The following is a 14,046-nucleotide window of genomic DNA, read 5'->3' on the forward strand; positions in this document are numbered from 1 at the left end:
CGATGCCACACTCTCATGGTCCGTCGCCACTTGATATGAAACGGCCAAGGAACTCATCGTTGCGCACACAGCTTGCTATCCGTATCGACTCGTTTTTGGAGCGCTATTTTCCAGAACGTCGTGTTTTTCTGAGATCAGACAAAGACACACGCTTTATCCGCCTGCGGCCTCTGGTGCAGCTCTTCGCCTTCTCTGGTGCGGCTTTGGTTGTGGCGTGGTCGATCATTGCGACAGCGATCTTGTTGATGGACAGCATCGGCGCGGGCAACTTTCGCGAACAAGCCAAGCGTGACCAGCAGACCTACCAGAGCCGGTTGAACTTTATCTCTGTGCAGCGTGATACCCGCGCCGAAGAGGCCCTCGCGGCTCAAGAACGTTTCAACAGCGCTTTGCAGCAAATTTCCCTGATGCAATCAGAGCTTCTGGCCTCTGAAACGCGCCGTCGTGAAATGGAAACAGGGATTGAAATTATTCAGAATACCCTGCGTTCGGCGATGAATGAGCGTGACGATGCGCGTGATCAGCTCGCCGCAATTGCCCAGGCGCAAGAGAATGGCGGAGCTGTGCAGGTCGCGGGAATCAATTCCAACAGCAACGCGCTTGGCCTGATCACACAGGCTCTCGCCGAAACAGCGGCAGAGCGTGATAAAGTGGTTGCTGATGCACAATTTGCGCTCAACCAAGCCGCTGAAATGGAAGAGCGCATTGCGCTTATGAAAGACCAGAACGACCAGATTTTCCGCCAGCTTGAAGAAGCCATGACTGTTTCTGTGAAGCCGCTGGACCGCATGTTCCGCGCCGCTGGAATGAACACAGACAGCCTTTTGAAGCAGGTGCGCCGGGGGTATGACGGACAAGGCGGAGCATTGACGCCGTTGTCTTTTTCGACACGGGGTGAAGAGCCTTCCTCTGCCGAGCGCCGCGCCAACCGCATTATCCGCGAACTGGATCGTCTCAATCTTTACCGTCTTGCCGCCTCAAAAGCGCCCTTCGCCAACCCAGTCAAAGCGGGCTATCGCTTTACATCGCCCTACGGCTACCGCCGCGACCCCAAGACGGGCGGACGCCGCATGCACAACGGTGTTGATTTTGCGGGACCAGTGGGGACACCCCTTTATGCGACGGCTGACGGGATCGTTACGCATGCAGGCTGGAGCTCTGGATATGGCCGCCTTGTGAAGATCCGACACGAGTTCGGCATCGAAACACGCTACGCCCACCAAAACCAAATTCGGGTTAAAGTTGGACAAAGGGTATCGCGTGGACAACGAATTGGTGATATGGGAGCATCTGGACGAGTGACTGGCCCCCATCTGCACTATGAAGTACGTGTGGGCGGACAAGCCGTGAACCCAATGATCTATATCAAGGCAGCTAACGATGTTTTCTAAAAGCAAAATCAACGAACCTGGCCCGAAGGCCGATAGCACAACACCTGCTTCTGGCGCTGACAAGGGAGCCCCTGCGGCCCCAAGCAAGCCAGCCATGCCCGGCGGCAGCGAGTTCAAGGCGTCAGCCCCTAAAGCCAAGCCGCCAGCCTCGGTATTGTCATCAGACCTGCATGTGACAGGCAACCTGCGCACAACTGGCGATATTCAGATTGAAGGCACAATTGAGGGCGACATCCGCGCGCATCTTCTGACAGTGGGCGAAGGCGCAACTGTTAAGGGCGAAGTGATCGCGGATGATGTGGTCGTGAATGGCCGCGTTGTTGGCCGTGTGCGCGGCCTCAAGGTCCGCCTCACCTCAACAGCCCGTGTTGAAGGCGATATCATTCATAAGACCATCGCCATTGAGAGCGGTGCGCATTTTGAAGGCTCTGTTCAGCGCCAAGACGATCCGCTCAACTCAGGCGCTAAAGGCAGCGCTGCGTCAGCCGCAGCCGCCGCAGCAGCCCCCAAAGACCCAGCGTCATAAGCGCTTGTTGGCATGACTGATTTGACACGGGCATTGCAGGAGACTGCAGTGCCCGTTTCCTTTGTGGCGCCGGAAAAACGCCGTCTTGTTTTGATCGCAGCTATTCTTGCGTCGGCGCTTGGCTTTATTGACGGGTCTGTCTTGGCGATCGCCCTGCCTGCCATGCGCGAGAGCCTCGGCGCGGGGCTTGCAGAGGCGCAATGGATCTACAACGGCTATATGCTCATGCTCAGCGCCTTTGTGCTTGCGGGTGGCGCGCTCGGCGACAAGCTTGGCCTTGGGCGCAGCTTTGCAAGTGGGATCGCAGCATTTGTGGCGGCGTCACTCCTCTGCGCGCTGGCACAAACGCCTGAGCAGATGATCGCAGCACGTGTGCTGCAAGGACTTGGGGCCGCGGTCATGGTACCTGGCTCTCTCGCGGCCATCACCCGTGCTTACCCCCGCGACGAGCGTGGCGGCGCTATCGGGCTTTGGGCGGCAAGCTCGTCTCTTACCACGGCGCTTGGGCCACTTTTGGGCGGCGCATTTCTCAGCTACGGCGGACCTGAGGCTTGGCGCTTTATCTTTGCGATCAACCTCCCGCTAGGGGCGCTCGCGATATGGCTCATTGTGGCCAACACACGCGACACGCGCACAAACCGATCTACTCAGATTGACATTTGGGGGGGCGGACTGGCTTCGCTCGCGTTCTTTTTCATCGCCTTTTCCTTCACACAGGCAGAGCCACTCTACGGGCTCACAGGGCTTGCAGTGCTTTGCGTTTTTGTCTGGCACGAAGCCCACTGCCCTGCCCCGATGATTGATATCAAGCTTTTCAAATTGCGTGATTTTTCGGCTGTGAACCTTGCCACGCTTTTGATGTGGATGGGGTTTCAGGGCGTTCTGTTTTATCTGCCGATGACGCTGATTGCGGGATGGGGGCAAGCCGCCTTGCTGACAGCGCTGAGCTTTACGCCAATGGCGATATTTATTGCTGTGCTGTCGCCGCGCATGGGGCGGCTGGCCGACCGCATCGGCCCAAGGCCTCTCATTGCGGCGGGCGCACTTGTTGTGGCCTCTGGCTTTATCGGGCTGAGCTTTGGGGTGACCACAGGGGCCTTCTGGCTTGGCATTCTTCCAGCAACCTCACTGATCGGACTTGGACTGGGCATGGCTGTTGCCCCGTTGACCACTGCTGTGGTCAATTCGGTGCCAGACGAGAGCGCAGGCACGGCCTCTGGCGTGAACAATGCGGCAGCGCGGGTCGCAGGGCTGATGGGCGTTGCGAGCCTTGGAATGATCGCACAGGCGGGCTATCTCGCGGCAGGTGGCCAAGACAGCTTTGGGGCCTTTTCAACAGATGTGACTCACGGCGCTGCCATGATCATAGGCTTTCAGTTCGTGGCTTATGGTGCGGCCTTTTTTGCGACTTTGGGCGCGGTTATTGTCTGGTTGGGAATGGGCGCTCAAGCGTCGAGTTCAGCATCCCAGTAGAGGAAGTCCATCCAGCTGTCGTGCAAATGATTGGGTGGAAATTTGCGCCCCATATTCCGAAGCTCTTCAGCGGCGGGCGGCCGCGGCGGCTTGCGCAGATGAAGCCCGCACTGGCGCAGGCTTTTTGAGCCTTTCTTGAGGTTGCAGGGGCTACAGGCGGCCACCACATTTTGCCAGCTTGTCACACCACCTGCGGCGCGTGGAACCACATGGTCAAAGGTGAGGTCACCTTTTGCTCCGCAGTATTGGCAGCAAAATTCATCCCTCAAAAACAAATTAAAGCGCGTGAAGGCCACGCGCTTTTGAGGTTTGACATAATCTTTGAGGACAACGACAGATGGGATCCTGATCACCGTCGAGGGGCTGCGCACCACCTCGTCATATTCTGCGATGATATCCACCCGATCCAACCACGCCGCTTTGACGGCTTCTTGCCAAGGCCAAAGCGACAGCGGGTAATAACTGAGGGGTCTATAGTCGGCGTTGAGCACCAATGCAGGATGCTGTTTGAGGCTTGCCGGGTTGCGCTGAAAGTCTGTCCTAAACGTACCGTCCATATGCCGTATCTCTGCTCCGCTCGCAGGCTTGGCCAGATGTGGCACACCCGCTTATGTGAACCACTATATATCGTGGCAAGCATCGGGCAAGCGTCTTGACGCTTACCCTTATGTGCAAAGCTAAACAGAGCAGTTTGACAGAGATGTGACACAGTGCTCAGACTTTAAGAGCTTGATAAGGCAGTATTTTATCAGACTCTCATGGCAAGCCCTCAACGGTGCGACAGAGCTGTTCAAAAATCAGAGGCTGGTCAACCAAGAGCCCGCAGCAAAAGAATCGCCCCGCCTCAGTCGGCGGCGCGCTCTGCTTCGATCTGGCGCCAGCGGGCAACATTGGCGTTGTGCTCAGCCAGCGTCACAGCAAAAGCGTGACCGCCTGTGCCATCCGCAACAAAGAAAATGTAGTCGGTGCTGTCAGGATCAAGTGCGGCTTCAATGCTCGCGCGGCCAGGGTTGGCGATCGGCGTTGGCGTCAGCGCGTCGATGACATATGTGTTGTAAGGGGTCGCTGCGCGCAGCTCGGAGCGGCGCAATCCGCGCCCCAGAACACCCTGCCCCAATGTGATCCCGTAGATCACGGCGGGGTCAGTTTGGAGCTTCATTCCAAGGCGCAGACGGTTCACAAAAACGCTCGCGACTTGTCTGCGCTCTTCAGCGACGCCTGTTTCTTTTTCAATCAAAGAGGCCAAGATGAGCGCCTCTTCGGGGCTGTTCACAGGCAGGCCTTCGACACGGTTTTCCCAGGCCTCAGCCAGAATGCTGTCTTGTCGCTCGGCCATTTCAGCCAAAAGTTCTTCGCGCTTGTCGCCTTTTTTGACTTCATAGCTTTGCGGCGCAAGGCTGCCTTCGGCGGGCACTTCGGAAACATCCCCGTCAAGAAGCGAAATGCGCTTGAGCCCTTCAACGATCTGCCAGCTTGTCACGCCCTCGGCGACGGCGATCCGAAAGCGTGTATCGGCACGGTCGCGCACATCAAGATATTCGGCGGGGGCTTCCTCAGCAGCGGGATCGAACTTGGCCTTTTCGATATAGGTGCTTGTGGCGGGGTCAAGCTCTCGCACGAGGTTGGAAAGCTGTGTCACGCCAATGCGATAAACGATCTCAGTGCCGCAGGTGCTTGCGCCGCCACGGGTGATGATATCCGCGATGTCTTTCATCGTCGATTTGGCCGGAACGAGATAGCTGCCTGCCTTAAGATCACCCGTTAGGTCGGCATAATCCATGCCGACACGCAGGAGCATACCTGATGTGATAGCACCTTGATCTTCAAGAGTTTTACTGACGCGATTGACATTGCTTCCGCGCTCAACACGCAGGCAGATTTGCTCTTCTAGCGGGCCTTCCGCGCTATACTCGGTCTGACCCCAAAGGATCAGACCGCCAAGCAAGAAAATCGCGACGATAAGCATCGTCAGAGCATTTGAAGCAATGTGACGCCACATAGGTTTAGTCTACCTTTCGGAAAATAACCGATGCGTTCGTGCCGCCAAAACCGAAGCTGTTTGAAAGCGCGATGTCGATCTTGCGCTCGCGCTTTTCACCTGCACATAGGTCTACCACGGTCTCACAATCGACTGTCTCAAGGTTGATCGTGGGCGGGGCAACCTGATCACGGATCGCGAGGATTGAGAAAATCGCTTCAATCGCGCCCGCCGCGCCAAGCAAGTGCCCTGTCATCGACTTGGTTGACGACATGGAAAGCTTGGCTGAGGCCTCTGGTCCCATCATCCGCTCGACAGCGCCAAGCTCGATTGTGTCGGCCATGGTCGATGTGCCGTGGGCGTTGACATAGTCAATCTCGGTGGGGCTGATGCCGGCATTGGCACAGGCCGCCCGCATGGCGCGCTCGGCCCCCTCGTGATCGGGGGGAGGCGCTGTGATGTGGTAGGCGTCGCCTGATAGGCCATAGCCCGCCACTTCGGCATAGATCTTCGCGCCGCGCGCTTTGGCGTGCTCGTATTCTTCAAGCACGACAACGCCCGCGCCCTCGCCCATGACGAAGCCATCGCGGTTTGCGTCCCAAGGGCGAGACGCTTTGGTTGGGTCTTCGTCGTGACCAGTGGAGAGGGCTTTGCAGGCGTTGAAACCAGCGATGCCGATTTCACAAATGGCGGCTTCTGCACCACCTGCGACCATCACATCCGCATCACCATGCTGGATGAGGCGCGATGCATCGCCAATCGCGTGAGCGCCTGTCGAGCAGGCTGTCACAACAGAGTGGTTTGGCCCTTTGAAGCCATAGCGGATCCCCACTTGGCCTGAAATCAGGTTGATCAAAGCGCCTGGAATAAAGAACGGCGATACACGACGCGGGCCCTTTTCGGCCATCAGCAGCGTTGTGGCCTCAATAGATTTGAGCCCACCAATACCAGAGCCGATCATCACGCCTGTGCGCAGGCGGCTCTCTTCGTCTTCTGGAGTCCAGTCAGCGTCCTTTACGGCCTGAGCGGCAGCAGCGATCCCGTAGAGGATAAAGTCATCGACTTTACGGCGTTCTTTGGGCTCCATCCAATCGTCTGCATTGAAGGTTCCATCTGTGCCGTCGCCGTGCTTGACTTCGCAGGCATATTTGGTGGTGACACGCTCTGGATCAAACTGCGTAATCCGCGCTGCCCCTGACTTGCCTGCCAAAATATTCTTCCAGCTGTCCTCGACGCCACCCCCAACAGGTGTGACCAGCCCTAGTCCTGTAACAACCACGCGACGCATGATGTGCCCCCTTTTGTCTTATCTGTTGCCTGCTCTTAGCGCGGCTTGGGGGCAAGGGGCAAGAGAATGCTTGCCTGTGCCGCTATGGGCTCTGTGTATCGGTGAAAGCCTGCCTAGCAGAGAACGTCAGCGCAAAGTCGTTCAAAACTGCTACGTATTGTCCAAAGCGCGGCGCTTAAAGTTACGTCTTGTTAGGAAAGTTAAGCGAGGTTGGGCTGTATTTTAAGACCTCAGGAAAATGCTTAGACTCACGAGACTTTTTTCACAAAGCTGCCTTGGCCTTGTCTTTTGGGCCACAAGTCTTGCAGCAGAGACTTGCGAAATCGAGCAATGGCTGGTCGATTTCCAAATCGCGACGGTGAATTTTGTCGAGGAGGCCTATACGCCAATGGCAGACGAGATGGCGTCGCGTTTGCAAAATGTCGCCAGCGAACACTCAAATGACTCGCTGCGCAGAGCACTTAGAGATTCGGGGCATGAAGAGCATGAGGCTCTTATTTTACGGGTCACCGAACATCAAAAGCTAATGTTACGATCCTTCAACCGGTATGGCCCCCAAAAGCTTTTTGAAACACGGCAAGTGAAGAAAATGCGGGCGTTGCTCGGCCCCTTGCAAGAGGTCTTGCAAGGGCTTGATTGCGCTGAAGACCCGTCCTGGGGGCCTTCAGGTGGCGTTGGCTCAAACTTTCCGATTGGCCCTCACCGCCCCGTGGCGACATCATTCGCTTTGCTCGGGCTGATCGCTTTTATTGCAGGCGCATTGACGCTGCACACACGCTATATCCAGAAGTGTCGCCGTCGGGAGCAGCGGTATCCATGTAATCGCGCCGTTCAGCTCAGCGCCTACAACAGAACACAAGCCGCCCAGAGCCTTGATATCAGTCAAAACGGCATGAAGCTGCGTTCAGACTGGCAATGTCCGCTGGGCACACCCTGTCAGGTGATCATCGGTAATATTTTCATTGCGGGTAAAATTAGATGGAGCAACGCAGAGTATTGTGGCGTGAACTTTGACCACCCGTTGGATCAGACCGTGCTCCAGCAAGTGCTAGAGCTGGGCCAGACAGCGCCGAACGCGGTGCCCGCATAAAAAAACGGCCCGCTTTGCAGCAGGCCGTTCTAACAGGATCAAGCTGGCCCTTGGGCCGCGAGATTATGCTGCTTCTTTGATGAACTTTACAGCGTCGCCAAACGTCTGGATTGTTTCGGCTGCGTCATCAGGGATTTCGATCCCGAATTCTTCTTCAAAAGCCATGACCAGCTCGACGGTATCGAGGCTGTCTGCGCCCAGATCGTCGATGAAAGATGCGTTTTCCACAACTTTGTCTTCTTCTACACCAAGGTGCTCAACAACGATTTTTTTTACGCGGTCTGCGACGTCGCTCATGTCTTTATCCTCATAACAGTGGGCTTTTTGGCCCGGGTTTTGCCCATGCCCCACGGGGCTGGCGGTTTGAATTGCCCTAGGGGCGGTACGGCTCCCGCATGGGAGGGCCCAGAAGCTCGCTCGTGTGCGAACATCCAGAAATCTCGGTGGCCTATAGCACACGCCAAGGCTTTGGCAAATGCTTTGTCCAAATTAGCGCGCGCTCTTGGCTTTGCAAGCTCAAGAACGACATCGCCGATTAAAGCATGGCCATTCCGCCATTCACGTGCAGCGTGGCCCCTGTCACATAAGCAGCTTCAGGGCTAGCAAGGTAAAGAACCGCCGCCGCGATCTCTTCGGGCTGGCCCATCCGTGCTGCAGGAATTTGCACGTTGATTTTTTCTTTTTGCTCGTCGGTGAGCTTGTCAGTCATTGCTGTCGCAATAAAACCAGGTGCGATGGCGTTGGCTGTGATGCCGCGGCTGGCGACTTCATAGGCGATAGATTTGGTCATACCCACCATACCCGCCTTTGAGGCTGCATAGTTGGCCTGGCCTGGATTGCCAGTGGCGCCGACGATAGAGCTAATGTTGATAATGCGACCCCAGCGAGCTTTCATCATGGGACGCATGACACCGCGACAAAGGCGCATAGTAGAGGTCAGGTTGACGTCCAGAACGCTCTGCCACTCGTCATCAGACATCCGCATGAAAAGCTGATCTCGGGTGATCCCAGCGTTGTTGACAAGAATATCAAGCGCCCCCATGGCCTCAATCGCCTGTTTGGGGAGGGCATCAACGGCCTCCGCATCGGAAAGGTTGCAGGGCAACACATGCGCGCGATCCCCAAGCTCTGCGGCAAGCGCCTTGAGCGGCTCTTCGCGTGTGCCCGAAAGCGCGACTGTCGCCCCTGCCCCGTGGAGTGCTGTGGCGATGGCTCCGCCGATTCCGCCTGAAGCGCCTGTCACGAGTGCGCATTTTCCTGTCAGATCAAACATGTGCTTTTCCTTTATTATCCGTTCAACGCCTCAAGCGCGCCGGCAATGTCTTCTGGCGTGCCGATATTGCGGCAAGCGATGTCTTTGTTGATGCGGCGCACCATACCTGAAAGCGCTTTGCCTGCGCCGATTTCCCAAATTTCGCTGATCCCTTGGGTTTCACCCATGTAAAGGACGCTTTCACGCCAGCGCACCGAGCCTGTCACCTGCTCAACCAAGAGCGCGCGGATCATGACTGGATCAGACAGCGCCTCGGCGCTCACATTGGCCACAAGCGGCACGGCCGGCGCGTTTATCTCTACGCTGGCAAGTGCTTCGGCCATTACATCGGCGGCGGGCGCCATCAGGGCGCAGTGAAACGGTGCGCTCACAGGCAGAAGCATCGCGCGCTTAGCGCCTGCCGCTTTGGCAAGTTCAACGGCGCGCTCAACGGCAGCTTTGTGCCCAGAAACAACCACTTGGCTCGGATCATTATCATTTGCGGCTTGGCAGACATCGCCCTGTGCGGCCTCAGCTGCGACTGTTTGCGCTGTGGCAAAATCGAGCCCCAGAAGCGCGGCCATTGCCCCGACGCCGACTGGCACGGCCTCTTGCATCGCTTTGCCACGAATACGCAGAAGGCGGGCCGTATCGGCCACAGAGAGCGCCCCAGCAGCCGCCAAGGCGGAATATTCACCGAGAGAATGCCCCGCAACTAGTTTTGCGTCCGTGATCTTCACACCTTCGGCCTCAAGGGCGCGCAGCGCGGCGAGAGAAGTCGCCATCAAAGCGGGCTGGGCATTTTGCGTGAGCGTGAGGGCTTCAATTTCGCCCTCCCAGATCAGCGCGCTCAGCTTTTCGCCCAAGGCTTCGTCGACTTCGTCAAACACGGCTTTTGCGGCTGGATAGGCTTCGGCCAAAGCGCGGCCCATACCGATGGTTTGGGCACCTTGCCCTGGAAATACGAATGCGCGGCTCATGTTGCCCCCCTCATTGTTGTTGAGAGCAAATAGCCCGAAGCGACGCGCGCCCGCAACGAAAAAGGCCAGCGCGTGCGGCACTGACCTTTAAAAACATGTGAAAGTATTGGGCTTAGGCGGTGCGTGCAAAGCTTGGACCGAGGGCGGCGCGCAGTGCATCCAGCGCTTCAACCTGTGCGCCAAGTGGGATCTCAACAACGGCGCGGCCCTGATGATCGCGGGCGATAAAGATACCGTCACGCACATCGACTTCGCTGAGGTCGTCATAGGCATAGGTTTCTTTTTTTGAAATGCGGCCAAAATCATTGCGTTCGATCACTTCGAGGCATTCAGAGCGCGGATCAAGCGTCACTTCTGGATAGATGCGGCGCAGTGGCGCGATGAGGGCAAGGCCTGCAAGAATGGCCGTGGCAGTCATAAAGAGCTTCATGAGCTGGGCTGTTTGGTTCCATGTCGAGCCTGGCACGGCCCAAAGCCCCAAGGCTGCGATCAAAAGAACCGAGCCGGCAAAAACATGAAACAAACGCAGTGGTGGTAGGGCTTGCAACGCATGAGGCTCGCTCGACACCTCCGCCCCTTGGGTCAATGTGGATGCCATTGTGTGAGGCAATGATTGAGTTTGGGCCACGGCGCGTTGCATTGTCATCTTTGGTCTCCCGATCCGGCCCATTCTGGGCTGTGACATCTGATTTCTTGGGAGTGTGCGCTGCGGATCAGGCAAAAGATTGTAACCAAAGAGGTAAAATCTGGGCAATTTTCATCGAATTGCGCCGAGATTGCGGCAGCAAAGGCGGTCGGGGTTGAAATGCTTGCCAGCTTGGCGGGATTGAGGCTTGCGACTATGTGGAAATCGGGGTAAGCGCACTGGTCTTCTGTATAAAAGTGAACCGCGCAGCTCTCGTGGATGGGTCGCAGAAGGCTTGTATGACCCTCCTATGAAATGCGCATAGAAAAGGAAAAGCACATGCCGCTCTATGAGCATGTTTTCATTATGCGTCAGGACCTGTCCAACACGCAAGCCGAAGGCCTTGTCGAACACTTTAGCGCCGTCCTCACGGACAACGGTGGCTCAGTTTCAGAAACTGAGTACTGGGGCGTTAAAACGATGGCCTACAAAATCAACAAAAACCGCAAGGGCCATTATGCCTACCTGCGCACCGACGCTCCTGCGACGGCTGTTCAGGAAATGGAACGCCTCATGCGCCTGCATGATGACGTGATGCGCATCCTGACCATCAAGGTTGATGCCCACGAAGAAGGCCCTTCGGCTCAAATGCAAAAACGCGAAGAGCGCCGCGAGCGCCGCTAACCTTAAGAAAGGACACTAAACCATGGCTACGAAACCATTTTTCCGCCGTCGCAAAGTCTGCCCTTTCTCAGGGGATTCCGCGCCGAAAATCGATTACAAAGACACGAAACTGCTCCAGCGCTACATTTCTGAGCGCGGCAAAATCGTGCCATCACGCATCACAGCCGTATCGGCCAAGAAGCAACGCGAACTGGCCCGTGCCATCAAACGCGCCCGCTTCCTCGCCCTGCTGCCTTACGCCGTGAAATAAGGAGAACAGATCATGCAAGTTATCCTTCTTGAACGTGTGGCCAAGCTTGGCCAAATGGGCGACGTCGTTGACGTAAAAGCCGGCTATGCGCGCAACTATCTTCTGCCACAGAAGAAAGCGCTGACAGCTTCGGCTGCCAACATTGCTGGTTTTGAAGCGCAAAAAGCGCAGCTCGAAACACAGAACCTCGAAACCAAAAAAGAAGCCGAAGATATGGCGAGCCGTCTCGACGGTCAGCAGTTTATCGTGATTCGTCAGGCTTCTGATGCGGGCGCACTTTACGGCTCAGTCACACCACGTGACGCAGCCGAAGCTGCAACCGAAGCTGGTTTCACAGTTGATCGCAAACAGGTTTCTGTTGAAGCGCCGATCAAACATCTGGGCGTGCACAACATGTTTGTGCGTCTGCACCCAGAAGTCAGCGCTACAATCGAAATCAACGTGGCCCGCTCAACAGAAGAAGCCGCGCTGCAAGCGTCAGGCAAGTCGATCCAAGAACTCGCCGCTGAAGCAGAAGCTGAAGCCGAATTCGAGATCGCCGAACTGTTTGACGATATCGGCGCTGCAGCCAATGACGACGACATGGACGATGCGCCCCGCGCAGAGGCCACTGAGTCAGACGAGGCCAGCGACGAAGCCTAAGCGCTTTTTCACTGACAAAAGAATAGAAGCCGCGCTCATTCGAGTGCGGCTTTTTTCATAGGGGCTTTGCTGCGTCACATGGCCTTGCCCTGCTCTGTCCAAAGCCTATAGTTCGTGGAAACACACTGCATAAGGCTTTCCGATGTCCCTTCCCGCTCCGATCGAATCCCGCCTTCTGGCGATGTTGCACGCACGCACTGACACGCTCGAAGCGGGTGATCCTATTCCAGAGCCACTTGTGCTGTCTTCGGCATTTGCCCTGCCCAGCAACCCTGATGCGCGGCGGACCTATGCGCGCTACACAAACCCTACGATAGAAGCCACAGAAGCCCGCCTTGCGGCGCTTGAAGATGCGCCATGCCTGCTGTTTCCATCAGGGATGGGCGCTTATTCTGCTGCCTTTATGGCGCTTCTGAAGGGCGGTGACAGGGTCTTGATGCTGTCAGACGGCTACTACGCGGCGCGCAACCTTGTCTCTGACATTATGGCGCCCTTTGGCGTTGTGTTAGAGACATGCCCAGCGGCAAACATCCTCACGGCCGATCTCGCAGGCTATGCGGCTGTCGTGGTTGAGACACCTTCAAACCCTGGGCTTGATGTGATCGATCTGCGCGCTTTGGCTGAGCGCTGCCGTACGGCGGGTGCAAAGCTTGTGGTGGACAACACGGTGCTGACACCACTCTTGCAGCAGCCTCTCGACTTGGGCGCCGATATTGTGATTGTGTCTGATACAAAGGCGATGGCGGGCCATACTGATGTGCTGATGGGCCATGTGGCGAGCCGTGATGCAGCCTATATGGAGCGGCTGCTGAGTGTGCGCAATCTGACAGGCAATATCCCCGCACCTTATGAGGCTTGGCTATTGCTGCGAGGGCTTGAAACTGTTGAGCTGCGCCTTGAACGCATGTGCGCCAATGCGCGCGCCGCCCTTCCTTTGTTGCAGGCAAGCGAGGCTGTCAGCGAGGTGATCTATCCTGATCCGAGCCCACAAGCGCTGGATCAGGGCTTTCTCATTGGGGCGACGTTCGCCAGCGCCGCCGCGGCGGACCGTTTTCTAGAGCGGGCTGGCTTTGCCAAGATGACAAGTTTTGGCGGCCTGCACTCCTCTGGAGACAGGCGCGCACGCTGGGGCGACACCGTGCCGGAGGGCTTCTTGCGGCTGAGCTTTGGTGTAGAGCCAACGGCGGCGCTGATTGATGCTGTGCAAGCGGCACTGGCAGACGGCTGAGTCTCGGCGGCTTTGCGCGCAGCCGAAGGGCAAGGCTGGCCATAAGCCTCAAAACGGGCCTAGAACATCGGATGAGTATCTAGTGATAGGTTTATCCGATGTTTCAGACCCGACGCGCCGCCCTTGTCCTGATCTTAGGGAGTGGCGTTTTGATGGCATGTGGACGCAATGTCCCCGCCGATACCCTCCAGCCTCTCAAGCCCAATGTTGATGCGCTGCCGCTTTATCCCAACGAGACGCCGGCATTGCGTGCGCTGATCAACCAGTATGCCGATCTATATGAGCTGCCGCGCCCCCTCCTGCATAAATTGGCGATCAGAGAGAGCACCCACACCCCGACCGCACGGAACGGGCCCTACTATGGGCTCTTGCAGATTTTGCCCGCCACGGCGCGGACCATGGGCCACAGAGGTCCACCCGAAAGCCTGCTCGATGCGGAAACCAATCTCAAATACGCTGGAAAGTACCTGCGCGGCGCATGGCTTTTGTCGGACGGAGACATCGACACTGCCATAAGCTGGTATGCGCGCGGCTATTATTATGAGGCCAAGCGGCGCGGTATGCTTGTCGAAACGGGCCTTCGCCCTGCCTAAATGCAAAAGGCCGCCCCAAATGGAGCGGCCTTTCGTCTATCAGAGA

Annotated in this window: 16 protein-coding genes; 9 read left to right on the plus strand and 7 right to left on the minus strand. The window is 56.9% G+C overall.

The window, feature by feature from the left end; genetic code table 11:
- Window positions 1-59: 59 nt before the first annotated feature.
- Genes DSM117340_RS08085 through DSM117340_RS08095 form a run of 3 tightly spaced genes read left to right on the plus strand, consistent with a single transcriptional unit; the run spans window position 60 to window position 3,390 of the window.
- The gene (locus tag DSM117340_RS08085) at window positions 60-1,391 is read left to right on the plus strand and encodes a M23 family metallopeptidase (protein WP_089890632.1); all 1,332 of its coding nucleotides are present in this window, start codon (window positions 60-62) and stop codon (window positions 1,389-1,391) included.
- Window positions 1,381-1,917 (plus strand): polymer-forming cytoskeletal protein, encoded by a 537-nt coding sequence (locus DSM117340_RS08090; protein WP_089890631.1) that lies wholly within the window; start codon window positions 1,381-1,383, stop codon window positions 1,915-1,917. The genes DSM117340_RS08085 and DSM117340_RS08090 overlap by 11 nt, the downstream gene beginning before the upstream one ends.
- A gap of 12 nt (window positions 1,918-1,929) precedes the next feature.
- Entirely contained in the window at window positions 1,930-3,390 is a 1,461-nt protein-coding gene (locus DSM117340_RS08095; RefSeq protein ID WP_089890628.1) for an MFS transporter, read from the plus strand.
- Here DSM117340_RS08095 and DSM117340_RS08100 read toward each other — a convergent pair.
- The 3 genes from DSM117340_RS08100 to fabF all read right to left on the minus strand — a co-directional run bounded on the left by DSM117340_RS08100 (window position 3,363) and on the right by fabF (window position 6,656).
- Window positions 3,363-3,947 (minus strand): HNH endonuclease, encoded by a 585-nt coding sequence (locus DSM117340_RS08100; protein ID WP_089890626.1) that lies wholly within the window; start codon window positions 3,945-3,947, stop codon window positions 3,363-3,365. The genes DSM117340_RS08095 and DSM117340_RS08100 overlap by 28 nt on opposite strands.
- 287 nt (window positions 3,948-4,234) lie before the next feature.
- Window positions 4,235-5,389 carry an endolytic transglycosylase MltG gene (mltG, locus tag DSM117340_RS08105; protein WP_089890623.1) on the minus strand — a complete coding sequence of 385 codons (1,155 nt, stop codon included), beginning with the start codon at window positions 5,387-5,389 and terminating at the stop codon, window positions 4,235-4,237.
- Window positions 5,390-5,393: 4 nt separating this feature from the next.
- Window positions 5,394-6,656, minus strand: a complete 1,263-nt coding sequence (gene fabF / locus DSM117340_RS08110; RefSeq protein WP_089890621.1) for a beta-ketoacyl-ACP synthase II — start codon at window positions 6,654-6,656, stop codon at window positions 5,394-5,396.
- Between the two features lie 238 nt (window positions 6,657-6,894).
- On the opposite strand from fabF, the gene DSM117340_RS08115 reads away from it, so the two are divergent.
- Entirely contained in the window at window positions 6,895-7,746 is an 852-nt protein-coding gene (locus tag DSM117340_RS08115) for a PilZ domain-containing protein (RefSeq protein ID WP_089890619.1), read from the plus strand.
- Window positions 7,747-7,809: 63 nt separating this feature from the next.
- Here DSM117340_RS08115 and DSM117340_RS08120 read toward each other — a convergent pair whose 3' ends face one another.
- The 4 genes from DSM117340_RS08120 to DSM117340_RS08135 all read right to left on the minus strand — a co-directional run bounded on the left by DSM117340_RS08120 (window position 7,810) and on the right by DSM117340_RS08135 (window position 10,624).
- A complete protein-coding gene (locus DSM117340_RS08120; protein ID WP_089890617.1) occupies window positions 7,810-8,043 on the minus strand; it encodes an acyl carrier protein in 234 nt (77 codons plus the stop codon).
- 238 nt (window positions 8,044-8,281) lie between these two features.
- The gene (gene fabG / locus DSM117340_RS08125; RefSeq protein ID WP_089890614.1) at window positions 8,282-9,019 is read right to left on the minus strand and encodes a 3-oxoacyl-ACP reductase FabG; all 738 of its coding nucleotides are present in this window, start codon (window positions 9,017-9,019) and stop codon (window positions 8,282-8,284) included.
- A gap of 14 nt (window positions 9,020-9,033) precedes the next feature.
- Window positions 9,034-9,978 (minus strand): ACP S-malonyltransferase, encoded by a 945-nt coding sequence (gene fabD / locus DSM117340_RS08130; protein WP_089891627.1) that lies wholly within the window; start codon window positions 9,976-9,978, stop codon window positions 9,034-9,036.
- A 112-nt stretch (window positions 9,979-10,090) separates the two neighbouring features.
- A complete protein-coding gene (locus DSM117340_RS08135) occupies window positions 10,091-10,624 on the minus strand; it encodes a hypothetical protein (RefSeq protein WP_089890611.1) in 534 nt (177 codons plus the stop codon).
- A gap of 318 nt (window positions 10,625-10,942) precedes the next feature.
- Between DSM117340_RS08135 and rpsF the strand changes: the two genes are divergently transcribed.
- The 5 genes from rpsF (at window position 10,943) to DSM117340_RS08160 (ending at window position 14,000) form a co-directional block, all read left to right on the plus strand.
- Entirely contained in the window at window positions 10,943-11,287 is a 345-nt protein-coding gene (gene rpsF, locus DSM117340_RS08140) for a 30S ribosomal protein S6 (protein WP_089890609.1), read from the plus strand.
- Window positions 11,288-11,309: 22 nt separating this feature from the next.
- Entirely contained in the window at window positions 11,310-11,537 is a 228-nt protein-coding gene (gene rpsR, locus DSM117340_RS08145) for a 30S ribosomal protein S18 (RefSeq protein ID WP_089890607.1), read from the plus strand.
- 12 nt (window positions 11,538-11,549) lie between these two features.
- A complete protein-coding gene (gene rplI / locus DSM117340_RS08150) occupies window positions 11,550-12,179 on the plus strand; it encodes a 50S ribosomal protein L9 (RefSeq protein WP_089890605.1) in 630 nt (209 codons plus the stop codon).
- A gap of 142 nt (window positions 12,180-12,321) precedes the next feature.
- A complete protein-coding gene (locus DSM117340_RS08155; RefSeq protein WP_089890602.1) occupies window positions 12,322-13,407 on the plus strand; it encodes a PLP-dependent transferase in 1,086 nt (361 codons plus the stop codon).
- Between the two features lie 152 nt (window positions 13,408-13,559).
- On the plus strand, window positions 13,560-14,000 hold the full coding sequence (locus tag DSM117340_RS08160) for a lytic transglycosylase domain-containing protein (protein WP_089890598.1): 441 nt from the start codon (window positions 13,560-13,562) through the stop codon (window positions 13,998-14,000).
- Window positions 14,001-14,046: the final 46 nt, after the last annotated feature.

This window comes from Lentibacter algarum (assembly GCF_040580765.1).
GTDB lineage: Bacteria > Pseudomonadota > Alphaproteobacteria > Rhodobacterales > Rhodobacteraceae > Lentibacter > Lentibacter algarum.